Source organism: Streptomyces sp. NPDC006476, assembly GCF_040612015.1.
Classification (GTDB): Bacteria; Actinomycetota; Actinomycetes; order Streptomycetales; family Streptomycetaceae; genus Streptomyces; species Streptomyces griseorubiginosus_B.
Map to the genome: position 1 here is coordinate 1 of NZ_JBEXPK010000080.1, position 14,106 is coordinate 14,106.

The 14,106-nt window shown below is 72.9% G+C and carries 12 protein-coding genes and 1 pseudogene; 4 read left to right on the top strand and 9 right to left on the bottom strand.

What is annotated here, in order from left to right; genetic code table 11:
• Nucleotides 1–115: 115 nt before the first annotated feature.
• Entirely contained in the window at nt 116–1,027 is a 912-nt protein-coding gene (locus ABZZ74_RS44660) for a hypothetical protein (RefSeq protein ID WP_356949869.1), read from the bottom strand.
• A 307-nt stretch (nt 1,028–1,334) separates the two neighbouring features.
• On the opposite strand from ABZZ74_RS44660, the gene ABZZ74_RS44665 reads away from it, so the two are divergent.
• On the top strand, nt 1,335–1,898 hold the full coding sequence (locus tag ABZZ74_RS44665; RefSeq protein WP_356949870.1) for a CGNR zinc finger domain-containing protein: 564 nt from the start codon (nt 1,335–1,337) through the stop codon (nt 1,896–1,898).
• A 238-nt stretch (nt 1,899–2,136) separates the two neighbouring features.
• Here the strand turns inward: ABZZ74_RS44665 and ABZZ74_RS44670 are convergent.
• The 3 genes and pseudogenes from ABZZ74_RS44670 to ABZZ74_RS44680 all read right to left on the bottom strand — a co-directional run.
• Nucleotides 2,137–2,238, bottom strand: a pseudogene (locus ABZZ74_RS44670) (aldehyde dehydrogenase family protein); the annotation flags it as partial.
• A gap of 7 nt (nt 2,239–2,245) precedes the next feature.
• The gene (locus ABZZ74_RS44675; RefSeq protein ID WP_356949871.1) at nt 2,246–2,611 is read right to left on the bottom strand and encodes a DUF4440 domain-containing protein; all 366 of its coding nucleotides are present in this window, start codon (nt 2,609–2,611) and stop codon (nt 2,246–2,248) included.
• Nucleotides 2,612–2,696: 85 nt separating this feature from the next.
• Nucleotides 2,697–3,533 carry a prephenate dehydratase gene (locus ABZZ74_RS44680; protein WP_356949872.1) on the bottom strand — a complete coding sequence of 279 codons (837 nt, stop codon included), beginning with the start codon at nt 3,531–3,533 and terminating at the stop codon, nt 2,697–2,699.
• Between the two features lie 335 nt (nt 3,534–3,868).
• Here ABZZ74_RS44680 and ABZZ74_RS44685 point away from each other — a divergent pair, with 335 nt between their 5' ends.
• Nucleotides 3,869–4,582 (top strand): transglycosylase SLT domain-containing protein, encoded by a 714-nt coding sequence (locus tag ABZZ74_RS44685; protein WP_356949873.1) that lies wholly within the window; start codon nt 3,869–3,871, stop codon nt 4,580–4,582.
• 15 nt (nt 4,583–4,597) lie between these two features.
• Here ABZZ74_RS44685 and ABZZ74_RS44690 read toward each other — a convergent pair whose 3' ends face one another.
• From ABZZ74_RS44690 to ABZZ74_RS44710, 5 genes are all read right to left on the bottom strand, one after another.
• Nucleotides 4,598–6,106: a peptide MFS transporter gene (locus tag ABZZ74_RS44690; protein WP_356949874.1), complete on the bottom strand. Its 1,509-nt coding sequence runs from the start codon at nt 6,104–6,106 to the stop codon at nt 4,598–4,600.
• A 937-nt stretch (nt 6,107–7,043) separates the two neighbouring features.
• Complete coding sequence (locus tag ABZZ74_RS44695; protein WP_356949875.1) at nt 7,044–9,221, bottom strand: MMPL family transporter; 2,178 nt, start codon at nt 9,219–9,221, stop codon at nt 7,044–7,046.
• 96 nt (nt 9,222–9,317) lie between these two features.
• Nucleotides 9,318–9,896 (bottom strand): DUF4865 family protein, encoded by a 579-nt coding sequence (locus ABZZ74_RS44700; protein WP_356949876.1) that lies wholly within the window; start codon nt 9,894–9,896, stop codon nt 9,318–9,320.
• A gap of 120 nt (nt 9,897–10,016) precedes the next feature.
• The gene (locus ABZZ74_RS44705) at nt 10,017–10,502 is read right to left on the bottom strand and encodes a MarR family transcriptional regulator (protein WP_133043057.1); all 486 of its coding nucleotides are present in this window, start codon (nt 10,500–10,502) and stop codon (nt 10,017–10,019) included.
• Nucleotides 10,503–10,581: 79 nt separating this feature from the next.
• On the bottom strand, nt 10,582–11,073 hold the full coding sequence (locus ABZZ74_RS44710) for an SgcJ/EcaC family oxidoreductase (protein ID WP_356949877.1): 492 nt from the start codon (nt 11,071–11,073) through the stop codon (nt 10,582–10,584).
• Between the two features lie 303 nt (nt 11,074–11,376).
• On the opposite strand from ABZZ74_RS44710, the gene ABZZ74_RS44715 reads away from it, so the two are divergent.
• Together ABZZ74_RS44715 and ABZZ74_RS44720 are read left to right on the top strand one after the other, a co-directional pair.
• Nucleotides 11,377–12,345 carry a methyltransferase gene (locus ABZZ74_RS44715; RefSeq protein ID WP_356949878.1) on the top strand — a complete coding sequence of 323 codons (969 nt, stop codon included), beginning with the start codon at nt 11,377–11,379 and terminating at the stop codon, nt 12,343–12,345.
• Nucleotides 12,342–13,910 carry an FAD-dependent oxidoreductase gene (locus tag ABZZ74_RS44720; protein ID WP_356949879.1) on the top strand — a complete coding sequence of 523 codons (1,569 nt, stop codon included), beginning with the start codon at nt 12,342–12,344 and terminating at the stop codon, nt 13,908–13,910. Before ABZZ74_RS44715 ends, ABZZ74_RS44720 begins: the two co-directional genes overlap by 4 nt.
• Nucleotides 13,911–14,106: the final 196 nt, after the last annotated feature.

Consider the following 14,106-nt stretch of genomic DNA (forward strand, 5'->3'; position numbering starts at 1 on the left):
CGTCGCCCTCGGCATGCTCGCCATCGGCCAGGGCGCCTCCTGGACGCGCTCGCAGAGCGACCAGGCCCCCCGGTCGTACGACCGGGGGCACGGCCCCGTCTCTGTCAGCTGCTCGTCATGAACGGCGTGCCCGGCGCGTCGCGTAGACCGCGCCGGCCCCGAGGGCGATGACCAGGGCGCCGCTGCCGGCCATGAGGCCGACCGGCGCGCTGGAACCGGTCTCGGCCAGGGGCGGCGTGCTCTCGCTGGGCGAGGGCGTCGGGGTCGTGGGCGGGGTCGACGTCATCGGGGGGACGCGCGGCGTGGTGGGCGGGGTGGTGGAGGTGGAGGGCTTCGTGGGGGCGGCCGGCGGGGTGGACTCCTCGGCCGGCGGCTGGCTGGTGGCGGGGCTGGTCGGCGTCGACGCGGTGGGCGTCGGCGTCGGGGAGGTCGGCTTGTCGGGGGTGCAGGCCTTGTCGCCGCCGTTCCACGCGGCGATGAGGTGGTACGGCGTGACGACGTTGCCGGGCTCGTACGGTGCGGGGCCGTGCCCCTCTCCCGACTGGCCGTCGTAGATGACGTCGTCGCCGTACAGGTCGATCTGCCCGTAGCAGTCGGGGGACTTCACGGCCAGCTTCTGCCAGTCGCGCTTGGCGTCGTCGGATCCCGCGACGTCCTTCGAGGTGAGGTAGACCGTGGCATGGTCGACGAGGGTCTGATGGCCGGAGGTGGGCCAGTTGGGGCCTTCGGTGGTGTACTCGGCCAGCGAGACGGGGTACTTGCAGCTCTCGCCGATGTTCTGGCCGGGGGCCAGGCGCACCTCGACGGTGCCGGGCACGGCGTTCCACTGGTGGAAGCCGCCCTGGGAGGTCCAGTCGGACCCGACCGGGTTTCCGCTGCTGTCGACGATGCGGTACTGCACGGTGGCGGACTGGCAGTCGCCCCCGTTGGTGGCGCTTGCGGTGGTGGCACCGAGGAGGGGTGCGGTGGCGCCGAAGAGAGCGCTTGCGGCGACGGCGGCCGCCGTTCTGGAGCGTGACGAGCGCATCAAGGTCTGATCCTGTGGCATCGAGGCGTGGGAGGTGGCTGGGCGTGAGCAGCCCATGTCCACGGGCGGAAAGAGGGCGGGGGGAGCCACTCACGTCACATCACTCACTTCAAACACAGCGAGTGAGCTGCATTCTTGCCACCCTTCACAACTGCCGTCAATCCTCCACGAGTTCATCACGTACGGAGCGACCGCCTCGGCGGACGACGGCTCCGGCCGACGAGGCGAGGGCGCCGTCCCGCACCGACACCGCCTGAAGCGGTGACGATCATTGCCTCACCCCGCAGTCACCTGTCAGAATGGTGATGTGAATCTTGATCATGTCTTCGTCTGCGGGCACCCGGCCCTCGACTTCGCGGCCACCCTGCGGGCCCGGCGCTCGACCCGGTTCGAGATGTTCGTGACGCCCGAGCGGCTCAACGCCTGGTACCTGGAGTCCGGACTCGTGGACACGATCACGCCCGGCGAGGAGGACGACGTCCGGGCGGCGACGACGGTGCGCGAGGCCCTCTACCGGCTCGTCACCAACCGTCGTCTCGGTGAGGAGTTCGACCGGGAGGCCCTCGCCGTGCTCAACGGCGCCGCGCGCAGGACGCCCGCGACACCGCAGCTCACCCTGGGGGGCCGGCACACCGAGGCGACCCCCGAGCAGGCCCTGGCCACCGTCGCCCGGCAGGCCGTCGAACTGCTCAGCGGCCCGGACGTCCCCCTGCTGAAGGAGTGCGGCAACCCCGAGTGCACGCGCGTCTACATCGACCGCTCCCGGGGCATGCGACGCCAGTGGTGCGGCATGGAGTCCTGCGGCAACAAGATCAAGGCGGCCGCGTACCGGGCCCGCAAGAAGACGGCACCGGCGACGTCCGCGCACTGAGGCGAGACCCGCCGTTCCCCTCGCTTCCCGCCCGCCAGCGGCCGGGGGCGCGCTCGGTGATCTCCTGGGCGTCTCGCCGGGCTCCTGACGGGTGAGCCCCTCGCCGAGGATGATCGAGCACGCGGAACCGGGCGGGGTGACCTGCACGACGCGGCCGAGATCTCGCTTCGTGCGCGTCAGCAGTGTGCGCACCTCATCAGTCACCGGTTTGAGTGGTTACTCAACCATGAAAGGCGCCCGATACCGCCGCGCCGTTGACGGTGACCGTGCCGGTGCGGAGGCGGCGGGCGACCGCCTGGGCGTGTTCCTCGTCGGCGGACCAGACGCCGTCGGAGAGGCCCACCCCCTCAATCGGCCAAGGTGCCCTGGTGGAAGTACATGCGCCAGCCCGTCTCCGTCAGGCGCCACACGGAGCTTCGCCATGCGCGGCGGCCCTGGTTGTCGGCGAAGTACGTCAGGTGGACGACGCCCGGGGCGAGGAGGACTCCGCTCATCTCGGTGACCTCGACCGGGGAGTCCGGGGAGACCGAGCCGCCGCTCGTGACCGTGAGTATCGACTCCGCGTCCCAGCGGCGGCCGGAGGCCCCGATCTCGGTGAACTCCGGGTCCAGCAGCTCCATGACCCGGGCCGGGGAGGCGCGTACCTCGGGGTCGAGGAGCCGCAACTCCCCCTCGATGGCGGCTCGGACGGCCCGCTCGCTCTCATCCGTCATGCGGGAACCCTACGAACTTGCCCTACCTGTCACATCAGTGCCGTGTTGAACGGACTCGGGGCGTCCTGACCGCGAACGAGGACCGTCAGTGGTCCAGGCGGTGCGGGTGGGCGGGGTAGACGCCGAGGATGCGCACCTCGGAGGAGAAGAAGCGCAGTTCGTGCAGGGCGAGGGCGACCCGCTCCTCGTCGGGGTGGCCCTCGATCTCGACGTAGAAGCGGCTGGGGTTGAGGCCCGCGCCCAGCTGGTAGCTCTCGATCTTGGTGAGGTTGACGCCGCTGCTGGCGAACCCGCCGAGCGCCTTGTAGAGCGCGCTCGGGATGTTGCGCACGCAGAAGAACAGGCTCGTCATCGTCGGCTCCCCGGTGTGCGGGGTGAGCGCGGCCTCACGGGACAGTACGACGAAGCGGGTGGTGTTGTCGGGGTCGTCCTCGACCTCGGAGCGCAGTACGTCCAGGCCGTAGAGCCGGGCCGCGGCGGGCGGGGCGAGCGCCGCGTGCCGCGGGTCGCCCAGTTCCGCCACCTCGCGCGCCGCTCCGGCGGTGTCATCGCTGACGAGGGTGCGCCAGCCGCCCTCCCGCACCACCTTGCGGCACTGCCCGAGCGCGTGCACATGGCTGCGTACGCACTCGACGTCCTCCAGGGTCGCGCCGGGCACGCCCATCAGGTCGAAGCGGATGGCCAGGAAGTACTCGGCGACGATGAACAGCCCGGACTCCGGCAGCAGATGGTGGACGTCGGCGACGCGGCCGGCCGCGGAGTTGTCCACCGGGATCACGGCCACGTCTGCGGTGCCCAGCGTCACGGCGTCCAGCGCCTGCTCGAAGCTGGTGCAGGGCATCCCCTCCGCCCCGGGGTAGAGGGCCGCGGCAGCGGTCGCCGAGTTGGATCCGGGTTCACCCTGGTATGCGGCGGTCGTCACCGTGATCAGCCTTCCTGCTTCCTGGAGGAGGTCCTGTCGCGGGCCGCGCGCACATGGCCGCGAACCGCACCCGTGAAGTATCGGGGAACGGACGATTCGGGCCGGAGGATGCCCGCAGCGTGAGACGGGGCGTGCGGTGCTCGGGCGCCGGTCGATGTGAAAAATCCGTGGGCGGTTCCTGAGATGCGGAAGGTTCCGTGTGTGAGCATGCACACCCGCTCCATGATTGCGTCATCCGTCCGGACACGGCAGAGTGTTCCAACTGCCGGGCCCGGCAGGCGAATTACCTGCGGCCGTCGCGGCACGACCCTACGGACGAACCGGAAGGAAGACGCGTGAGCCCGATATCGGTACGGGGATTTGCGGCGGCCTCCGCCACCGCGGTCACCGCCGTCGGAAGCGTCGTCGGCATAGCCTCGGGCAGCAGCGCCCAGCCGGGCGACACGGAGGCGACGGCGGTCGGCGCCACGCTCCTCGCGGACATCCCCGCGGGTCAGCAGGCCCAGGTGCAGACGGAGTCCCTGACGCAGCAGGCCGACGCACAGGCCGTCCAGGCGGACGCCAGCGCCAAGAAGGAGGCCGAGGAGGCTGCCCGCAAGGCCGCCGCGCGGACCGCCGTGGCCAAGAAGGCGGACGCCGAGAAGGCCGCGAAGGAGGCCAAGGAGCGCGCCGAGGCGAAGACCACCTCCGCCTCCTCCTCCAGCTCCTCCGGCTCCTCCCAGGGCGGCTCCTCCAACATCCCCGTCCAGAGCTCCTACACCACCGCGCAGATCAAGGCGATCGCCGCGCAGATCGTGCCGGGCGGCCAGTTGCAGTGCTTCAGCAACATCGTGGAGCGCGAGTCCGGCTGGAACTACCGGGCCGTGAACCCGAGTTCCGGTGCCTATGGCCTCATGCAGGCCCTGCCGGGCTCCAAGATGTCGTCCGTCGGCGCCGACTGGCAGACCAACCCGGCCACCCAGATCAAGTGGGGCCTCAACTACATGAACAGCGTCTACGGGAGCCCCTGTGGCGCGTGGACGTACTGGCAGGCCAACCACGCCTACTGAGTCCTGTGGCGGCCCTCAGACGCCGAGCCGTCGGGTCAGGGGGCGGCGGGCGAGGAAGAGGGCCGTGCCGGTGGCGAGGGCGGCGGCGCCGAGGACGAGGAAGTAGCCGGGGCCCGGCACGCGGTCGCCGGAGGCCTTCAGGGCGTTGCCGCCGATGCCGCCGCCGAGGGCCCCGGAGAGCCAGAACAGGGCCACCATCCGGCTGACGAAGCCGGCCGGGGCGATCGCGGTGGCGGCGCTCATGCCGACCGGCCCGAAGGACACCTCCCCGGCGGCCAGCAGCAGGAAGGCCAGCAGCAGCCACAGCGGGGAGACCCGGGTGCCGTCGGAGGCGAGTCCGGCGGCGACCGCGGTGACCAGGTAGGCGGCGGCCGTGGTGCCCATGCCGAGGGCGTACTTGACCGCGGTCGGCAGCCGGTCTCCGGCCCGGGTCCACAGCCGGGCGAACAGGGGCGCCAGCAGCAGCACGAAGAACGGGATCGCCGCCTGGAACCAGCTGGCGGGCACGGTCCGGCCCAGGACCTGGCGGTCGGTGGCGTGCTTGGCGAACAGGGCGAAGGCGGAGCCGCTCTGCAGGAACAGCGCCCAGAACACGGCGGAGGCCGCGAAGAGCCAGACGTACGTGCACACCCGGACGCGCTGGGTGGCGGTGAGCAGGGGGTTGCGCAGCAGCCGCCAGAAGCAGATCACCGGGGACACCACGCACAACAGGCCGATCAGCGCCATGAGATGGGCGAGCCGGAAGGTGCCGAGGGCGGCGTCGGTGCCGTAGCCGAGGACGGTGACGACGGTCGCGGCGAGGGCGGTGCGCAGGACGCGGGCGCGTTCGGCGGGCGGGGCGGGGAGTTCCGGGGCGGCGGCGGTGTCGCCGAAGTGGCGGGAGCCTCGGACGTACTGCGCCAGGCCGGCGGCCATGCCGAGGGCGGCGGCGCCGAAGCCCAGGTGCCAGTCGACGCCCTCGCCCAAGGCGCCCACGACGATCGGCGCGATCAGGGCGCTGACCTGGACGCTCATGTAGAACACGGCGAAACCGGTGTCGCGTCCGGTGCGGTCGTCGCGGTCGTAGAACGCGCTCAGCAGACTCGCCATGTTGGGCTTGAGCAGTCCGGTGCCGCAGGCGACGAGCAGCAGGCCCGGGTAGAGGGAGCCGGTGACCGGCACCGCGATCGCGGTGTGCCCGAGGGCGATCAGGACACCGCCGTGGAGGACGGCCCGGCGGGCGCCGAGGAGCCGGTCGCCGATCCAGCCGCCGGGTACGGAGGCCAGGAAGACGGCGACCATGTAGAGCCCGTACAGCACCGCCGCGTCCCCGGAGGACATGCCGAGACCGCCGTGCCGGGTGTCCTCCGTCGCGTACAGCACGAGGATCGCGGTCATCCCGTAGAAGCTGAACCGCTCCCAGACGTCGGTGCCGAAGAGGGTCGCGAACCAGCGCGGGCGCGCGAGCGGGCCCCCGGGGCGGGCCGGGGTGCCCTCCAGCCGGGAGCGCCGGTCGGCGGCGGACGGGTGCGGCGGGGCGGTCACGGTTCCTCCCTGCGGGCCTGGGACGGCTGCAGGGCGAGATTCACCCGCCGCCTTCGACGACCGGTCGAGAAACGCTCGGCCGGGGGCGGGGCGAGGCACCGGGCGCGCGGGGCACCCCGGCTGACTGGCGGTTCGGCGCGGGCTGTCTGGTCACGGAGCTGAGCGCGACGCCTGGCGGGGTACGGCGCGACGCCCGGCCGGAGTACGGCGCGACGCCCGGCCGGGGTATGGCACGGCGCGCGACGGGGTACAGCGCGACGCCCGGCGGGGTACGACGCGGCGCCAAGCGGGATACAGCGCGGCCCCGCCCGGGGTATCGCACGACGCCCCGGCGAAATAAGCCGCGGCGCCCAGCGGGGTGCAGCGCGGCGCCGGCCGGGGGTAGGGCGCGACGCCCGGCGGAGTACAGCGCGGTCCCCGCCCGGAGTACGGCGCGGCCCCTGCCCGGGATATGGCACCACCCCCCCCACCCCGGCTATGGCACGCCGCCCGGCGGAGTACAGCGCGGCCCCCGCCCGGAGTACGGCACGGCCCCCGCCCGGACTACGGCACGGCCCCCGCCCGGAGTACGGCGCGGCCCCTGCCCGGGATATGGCACCACCCCCCACTCCGGGTATGGCACGACGCCCGCCCGGCGGAGTACGGCGCGGCGCCCGGCAGGGGGGAGCTGCCGGGCGCCGGGGGTGAGGGGAGCGGGGTGGACCGTGGGAGGCGGGCGGCGGGGGATGCCGCCGGCGTTCGTCCCGGGGATCGGTCCGGCATCCGGCGCCGCCCGCGCTCGGGAGCCGTTCCCCTCACCCCTCCAGAGAACGCCCCGCTGCTCGGGTTCCGCTCGGATCCGGCTCATGCGGGAGCCCGGGCGCCGTCAGGGGCACCCGGGCTCCGTCTCGGGGGCGGTCGTAGCGGTGTCGTACGGCCGCCTGCGTCCGTCTCCTCGTCAGTCGTGCTTCTCGATGTCGACCTTCGGCAGGATCCGGTCCAGGCCCGCCGGGATCCACCAGGCGCGGCGGCCCATGAGCTGCAGCGCGGCGGGGACGATCAGGCAGCGGATGACGACGGCGTCGACGAAGACCGCAACCGCCATGCCGAACCCGAACTGCTGGAGCATCCGGTCGCCGCCGAGGATGAAGGCACCGAAGACGGCGACCATGATCGCGCCGGCGGCCAGGACGACCGACCCGGTGTGGGCGAGGCCTTCGCGGATGGCGACCGAGGCGTCACGCGTGCGGTTCCACTCCTCGCGGATGCGGGAGACCAGGAAGATCTCGTAGTCCATGGACAGCCCGAAGACGATCGCGAAGATCATGATGGGCAGGTAGGCCTCGATCGGGCCCGGCTCCAGGCCGAACATGCCCTTCTGGAAGACCAGCGTCATCGCGCCCAGCGCGGCCCCGATGCTCAGCAGATTGAGCAGCGCAGCCTTGAGCGGCACCAGCACCGAGCGGAACACCATGACCAGGATGAGCAGCGACAGCCCGACCACGATGGCGATGAACAGCGGCATGCGGGCGGAGACGGTGTCGGCGTAGTCGATGACGGCCGTGGTGGAGCCGCCCACGAGGTAGTGGGCACCCGTCCGCTGACGCAGTTTCACCAGGACGTCGTCGCGGAGGGTGTGCACCAGTTGTGTGGTGCGCTCGTCCTGCGGTGAGGTCGTGGGGAAGGCGATGACCGTGGAGACCTTGCCGTCCTGGGAGGGGATGGGTCCCGTCGCGGCTGCGAGGCCGTGGGTGGTGTTGAGGGTCTGGGAGAGGGCCGCGCCGGCCTTGGCGCCGCCCTCCGTGACCACCACGAGCGGGCCGTTGAAGCCGGGGCCGAAGCCGTCGGCGAGCAGGTCGTAGGCCTTGCGGCTGGTGGTCTTCGCGGGGTCGTTGCCCGCGTCGGCGAAACCGAGCCGCAGGTCCGCCGCGGGCGCGGCGAGGGCGCCGAGCGCGGCCACCGCCAGCAGCAGGGCGACCAGCGGCCGGCGCTGCACCAGACCCGCCCAGCGGCGCCAGCGCGCCCCGCCCTCGACCGGCTTGCCCTTCGCCTCGCGCCGCGCCGCCTTCGCGGTGAACTGGCGGGCGAACCGCTTGCCGAACAGGGCGAGCAGCGCGGGCAGCAGGGTGAGCGAGGCGAGCATGGTCACCAGCACGGTGAGGGCCACGGCGACCGCGGTGCCCTGCAGCGAGCCAAGACCGAGGGCGACCAGTCCGAGCAGAGCCACGATGACCGTGCAGCCGGCGAAGAACACGGTGCGTCCCGCGAGGTCCAGCGCGCGCCTGCCCGCGTCCTCGGGTGACGCCCCGCGCACCAGCTCGGCCCGGTAGCGGGCGAAGATCAGCAGGGCGTAGTCGATGCCGACGCCGAGACCGACGAGCATCATGATGTACGGCGTGTAGCTGGCGATCGTGAAGACGTGCGACAGCAGGATGATCGCGCCGAGGGTGCTGCTGACAGCGAACACCGCGGTGATGACGGGCAGTCCGGCGGCGATGATCGTGCCGAACATCAGGCCGAGGATGACCAGCGCGGCGAGCATGCCGATGCCCTCGGCGGCGCCGCCCTGTGCCTCGCCGAGCTTGCGCGCCGCGTCACCGCCGAGTTCGACGCCCAGCGCGTCGGTGCGGGCGGTGCGGGCGGTGTCGTAGATCCGCTGGGTGTCCGCCTTGGCCATGTCCTCGGACTTGCCCTTGAGGACCACGGTGGCGTAGCCGACGGTGCCGTCCTTGGAGACGGCCTGCCGGTCGTCGTACGGGCTGCGCACCTGGGCGACCTTGGGCAGGCCCGACACCTTGCCGAGCATGGCGGTGACCCGGGCGCGGGTGGCGGCGTCGCCGAGGCCCTGCCGGTCGTGCAGCACGATCTGGAGGCTGTCGCCGGCCTGGGCGGAGCCGTGGTCCTCCATGGTCTGCAGGGCCTGCTGGGTCTCGGTGCCGGGCAGGGAGAAGTCGTCGCGGTAGGCGTCGCCGACGGCGGAGGCCCCGCCCCAGACGGCGAACAGGACGACGACCCACAGCAACAGGGCCGTCCACCGGTGCCGTTGGGCGAAACCGGCGGTGCGCTCGAGGAGGGAGCGGCCGTGTGGGGGTGGTGGCGCGGTGGGGGTGGCGCCTCGGACCGGAGTAGTGGTCACCTTGCACTCCTTGGAGAGACAGTGCGCCCAGAGGTGTCACGGCACGCTCGGGGGCGGCTGGAGCCGCGCTGGAACGGGCCGTGCCGTGACGGGGCGTCAGTCGCGGGTGTGGTGCGGGGGCTGGGGCTGGGACAGGTGCAGCACGCGCAGGACCCGTTCGCCGTTCTTCGGTACGGGGGCGTCGCTCCCCGCGTGCAGGAGCGTGCGCCGGGTGAGCGTCATCGTGGCGGGGTCGAGGTCGACGACGTGCGAGTGCACGGCCGGGTCGGCCAGCACGGCGTGGTGGCGTTCGGTCTCCGCCCGGGCGGTGTCGCGCAGGTCGGTGACCGGGCCGAGCGGTTCGGTCGCGACGACCAGATGGCCGGCGGGACCGGAGCCGAGGTCGCAATGGAGGACGGTGCCCGTGCGGACGGGTACCGGGCCGAAGGCGGCGCACAGTCCCGCGTACTCGGCGCCGGTGAGGAAGCCGGCGAACTCGTGCGCGGCGGCCCAGACGTAGAACGGGGCGTAGCTGTTGTGCCCGCCGTCGCCGGCGTCCGTGACGCAGAACGCCTTCAGCAGCAGCCCGGTCCGCCGGTCCCAGGGGGCCGAGCGGTCCGCCACCCGTCGGGCGATGACGCTCATGTCGTAGTCGGCGGGCAGCGGGATCGAGTAGTGCGCGGTCAGCACGGACACGTCACCTCATCCGGGTCCTCGGTGTCCGGCGGCGGTTGCCGTCGGCGCCCGGAGTGTGGCGCCGCGCGCTGGAGCGGCGGTGGGGCGGTGGGGCCGGCGCTCAGGCCCGTGGCCGGGCGCTCAGGCCCGGGACTGCAGCCGCAGGGTCTCGGCGTGGAAGATCTCGTTGCCGCGGTTGGTGACGTCGAGCAGCAACTCCTGCTGCTCGGGGGTGAGTTCGGCGAGGAGCTTGCCGAGGGCGGCGCGGTAGTCGGTGAAGACGGTGTCGACGCGTTCGGCGAAGGCCTCGGGGATCGTCTCGACGATGACCCGTCTGCGGTCGCCCGCGTCCGGCCTGCGGCGGACGAATCCGGCCTTCTGGAGGCGGTCTATCACCGTGGTGATGGCGCCGCCCCGGCTCAGTCCGACCCGCTCGGCGAGCCGTCCGGGTGTCATCGGGCCTTCCAGGTCGAGCAGGCTCAGGCAGTTGAAGTCCGTGGCGTTGAGCCCGATCGACTGGGCGACCGCGGACTGGAAGAGGACCGTCCTGGCCGCCTGCACCCGCAGGGCCGTGGCCAGCGACATCAGGACGCCCAGGGAGCGGTCCTCTTCACTCTGCGGTCGCATCGTCGGGGTGCCTTTCTGCCGTCGGGTTCCGGCCAGCGTACTGGCGCGGGCCGCGATCCGTCCGTACGGCCGTGGTGGCTCAGGCGGCGCGCCGGGCACGGTCGACCCGCAGCCGGACGGCCCTGCTCGCGACCTCGAACAGCGGGCCGCTCGTCGGGAAGGGCTTGATGCGGGCGTTCTGGAAGCCGGCCACCAGCCAGCGGCCGTCCCGGCGCTCCAGGAGAAGCGTCTGCCGCGACAGCCGCTTGGGGGTGGCCTCCTTCTGCCAGGGGTAGAGGGCGGCGCCGGTGGAGACGACGACGGCGTGGTCCTCGCCGAGCCGGCGGACGCTCTCGATCTCGCCGGTCACCAGGCGGGTGCCGTAGAGCATCGTGCGGAACATCAGGTCGTGCATCTCGGCGATCTCCCGGCGGCCGTTCAGCAGCACGCCGTTGAACTGCACGTAGGTGGCGTCCGGGGTGAACAGCTCGCCGTAGCCGTGGCCGTCGGCGGCGTCCCAGCGGTCGGCGAGCGCGGCGAGGACGGCGCGGGCGTCGAGGTCGGTGGCGCGGGTCTCGTGGGTGGCGTTCATGTCGGTGCTCCTTCGGTCCGTGACGGCCTGCTCTCACAGGTTCGCTCTGTTTTCGTTCTTCTCTCTTTCCGTGTATCTCTAATTTAGAGAGAAGCTGGCATGGGTGTCAACCCCTCCCCCGCATCCGGCCCGCCACCCGCGCTTGAGCGCCCGTCGAGGCGTTGTCAGGACCATCGGCGCACCGCTTCACGCAGCAGCAGCACACGGGACTTCCGGAAGAGGTGCATTGCCATCGACACGCACACGGAGCACTCGCAGCAGCCGACACCCAAGGGGCCGGGCGGGCGCCCGGCCTTCGTCGACGTGTTCACCCCCATCGCGGTGCGCGTGGCCGCCACGCTGCGCATCGCCGACCACATCGAGGCGGGCGCGCGCACCCGGGAGGAGCTGGCCGAGAAGACGTCGACCGATCCCGGTTCGCTGGGCCGGCTCCTGCGCTTCCTCGCCTGCCGCGACGTCTTCGGCGAGGACGAGCCGGGCGTGTACGGCCTGACGGCCACCTCGCGCCTGCTGCTGGACTCGCACCCCTCACGGATGCGGCACTGGCTGGACCTGGAGGGCGCCAGCGGCCGGATCGACCTGGCCGCCTGCGGCGGACTGCTGCACGCGGTGCGCACCGGCGAGCCGGGTTACGACGCCGTCTTCGGGGTCCCGTTCTGGGACGACCTGGAGCGCCACCCCGAGCTCACCGACTCCTTCAACGCGCAGATGGCCGCCGTCCAGGGCCGTCTCGCCCCCGAGGCGGCGGCCGCGCACCCCTGGCACGAGGCGCGCCGGATCGCCGACATCGGCGGCGGTACGGGCGCCCTGCTGGAGGCGATCCTGAAGACCGCGCCCGACACCCGCGGCACGCTCGTCGACCTGCCCGGCACGGTCGAGGGAGGCGCCGAACGGTTCGCGGCGGCCGGGCTCGCCGAGCGCACCGAGGTGGTCGGGCAGTCCTTCTTCGACCCGCTGCCCGCGGGCGCCGACCTGTACCTGCTCAGCCAGATCCTGCACGACTGGGACGACAAGCAGTCCGTGGCGATCCTCGCCCGCTGCGCCGAGGCGCTGGCCGAGGGCGGCCGGGTCGTGGTCGTCGAGCGGGTCATCGCCGAGGACGCGGGCAAGCAGCTCAACACCGAGTACGACCTGCGGATGCTGGTGTTCAACAAGGGCCGCGAGCGCACGGTGGAGGAGTTCGCCGCGCTCGCCGCCGAGGCGGGGCTGCGGCTCGCGGGCGTGACGAAACTGCCCTCGCACCACTCGCTGCTCTTCTGGGAGCGGGCGTGAGCCGCGCCGCCGACGCCGACCCGGAGGTGCTGGTCGTCGGCGCCGGGCCGGTCGGCCTGTGCACGGCGATCGAACTGGCCCGGCGGGGTGTGCGGGTACGGATCGTGGACCGGCGCGCCGAACCTCGCCGGGGCACCCGGGCCTGCACGGTGTGGCAGCGCACCCTGGAGGTCTTCGACCTCATGGGCCTGCCGGTCGCCGACTACCTGGACTCCGGCGTCCCCTACACCCACCGCACCCACCACTTCGCCGGTCTGCCGCCGCTGGTCCGGCCCGCCGACCAGCCGGGTACGCCGTATCCGCGTCCGCTGCTGATCGGGCAGTCCGCGACCGAGGACATGCTCACCCGGCATCTGGCCGGGCTCGGTGTGCGCGTCGAGCGGGGCCTGACCGCGGTCTCCGTGGAGCAGTGCCCGGCGCGGGTCACGGTACGTCTCTCCGGCGCCGACGGCGACGTGCACATCGTGCGGGCCGGCTGGGTGGTGGGGGCGCAGGGCCCGCACAGCACGGTGCGCGACGAGATCGGGGCCGGCTGGGACAAACAGCCCTGCCCCGGCACCCAGTTGCTGCAGATCGACGCCCGCTGGACGGGCTCGCTGCCCGGCGACCCGGCGCACTGCCACCTCTTCCTGACCGAGGCCGGCTCGCTCGGCACCGCCCCGCTGCCGGACGGGCGCCACCGGTTCTACGCCGGTGTGGCCGACCCCGACCCGGCCCGCACCGGTGACCCGGACGTGGCGGAGGTTCTCGACGCCGTCCGCCGGGTCAGCGGCGTGTCCGACCTGGACTTCCGCGACGGCCGCTTCAACTGGCGGGTGCGCCTCTACAACGCGGTGGCCGGCACGTACCGGGTCGGCCACTGTCTGCTGGCCGGCGACAGCGCGCACACCGTGATGCCGGTGACCGCGCAGGGCATGAACACCGGGATCCAGGACGCGTTCAACCTGGGGTGGAAGCTGGCGGCGGTGGTCCAGGGCCGGGCCTCCGCGCGCCTTCTGGACACCTACGAGGCGGAACGCCGGCCGATCGCCCAGGGACTGGCCGAGCGCAACCGGCGGACCTACTGGGGCGGGGTCGGCCCGGTCCCGCCGTTCGAGCTGCTGCACTCCCGCCTCACCGACGCCGGGGCCGGCCACACGGGGCTCCCCTTGGCCTACCCCGACAGCCCGCTCAGCGCGGGCACCCTCGGGCCTGCCGGCGCCCCCGGCCCGGGCTCCCGGGTGCCGGACGTCCCGGCGCGGGGCGGCACGGAACGGCTGTTCCGACTGCTGGGCCAAGGGGACTGGACGCTGCTGGCGTTCCCCGAGGACCCGTCCGACCCGGCCTCGGCGGACGTGGCCGCCAAGTCGGCTTCGGCGGGAGCCCGGCGCGCCGGAATCCCGGTCCACTTGGTGACCACCGCCGGACGCGACTCCGTCGAGGACACTTCGGGCACCCTGCGCACCACGCTCGGCGCGGAGACCGGCGCACTGCTGCTGATCCGCCCGGACGGCTACGTGGCGTTCCGCGGCGGCGTCCATGACGGGGCGGCACTGGACCAACACGTGGCGCTGGCGCTGGCCTGAGCGGGAACTCCTGAGGGCCCGTCCACTGGGTGGTGGACGGGCCCTTCGGCGCGCGCTGACTGGCGGCCGGCTGGACGTGAGGGTACGCAGCGGGGTCCGGGAACGCCGAAGGGCTCGATCATCGGGTGGGACGAGCCCTTTTGGCGCGTGCGCGTCGGAAAGCAGCAGGGAACGGGCCGCCGTAACCCCCGCCCCT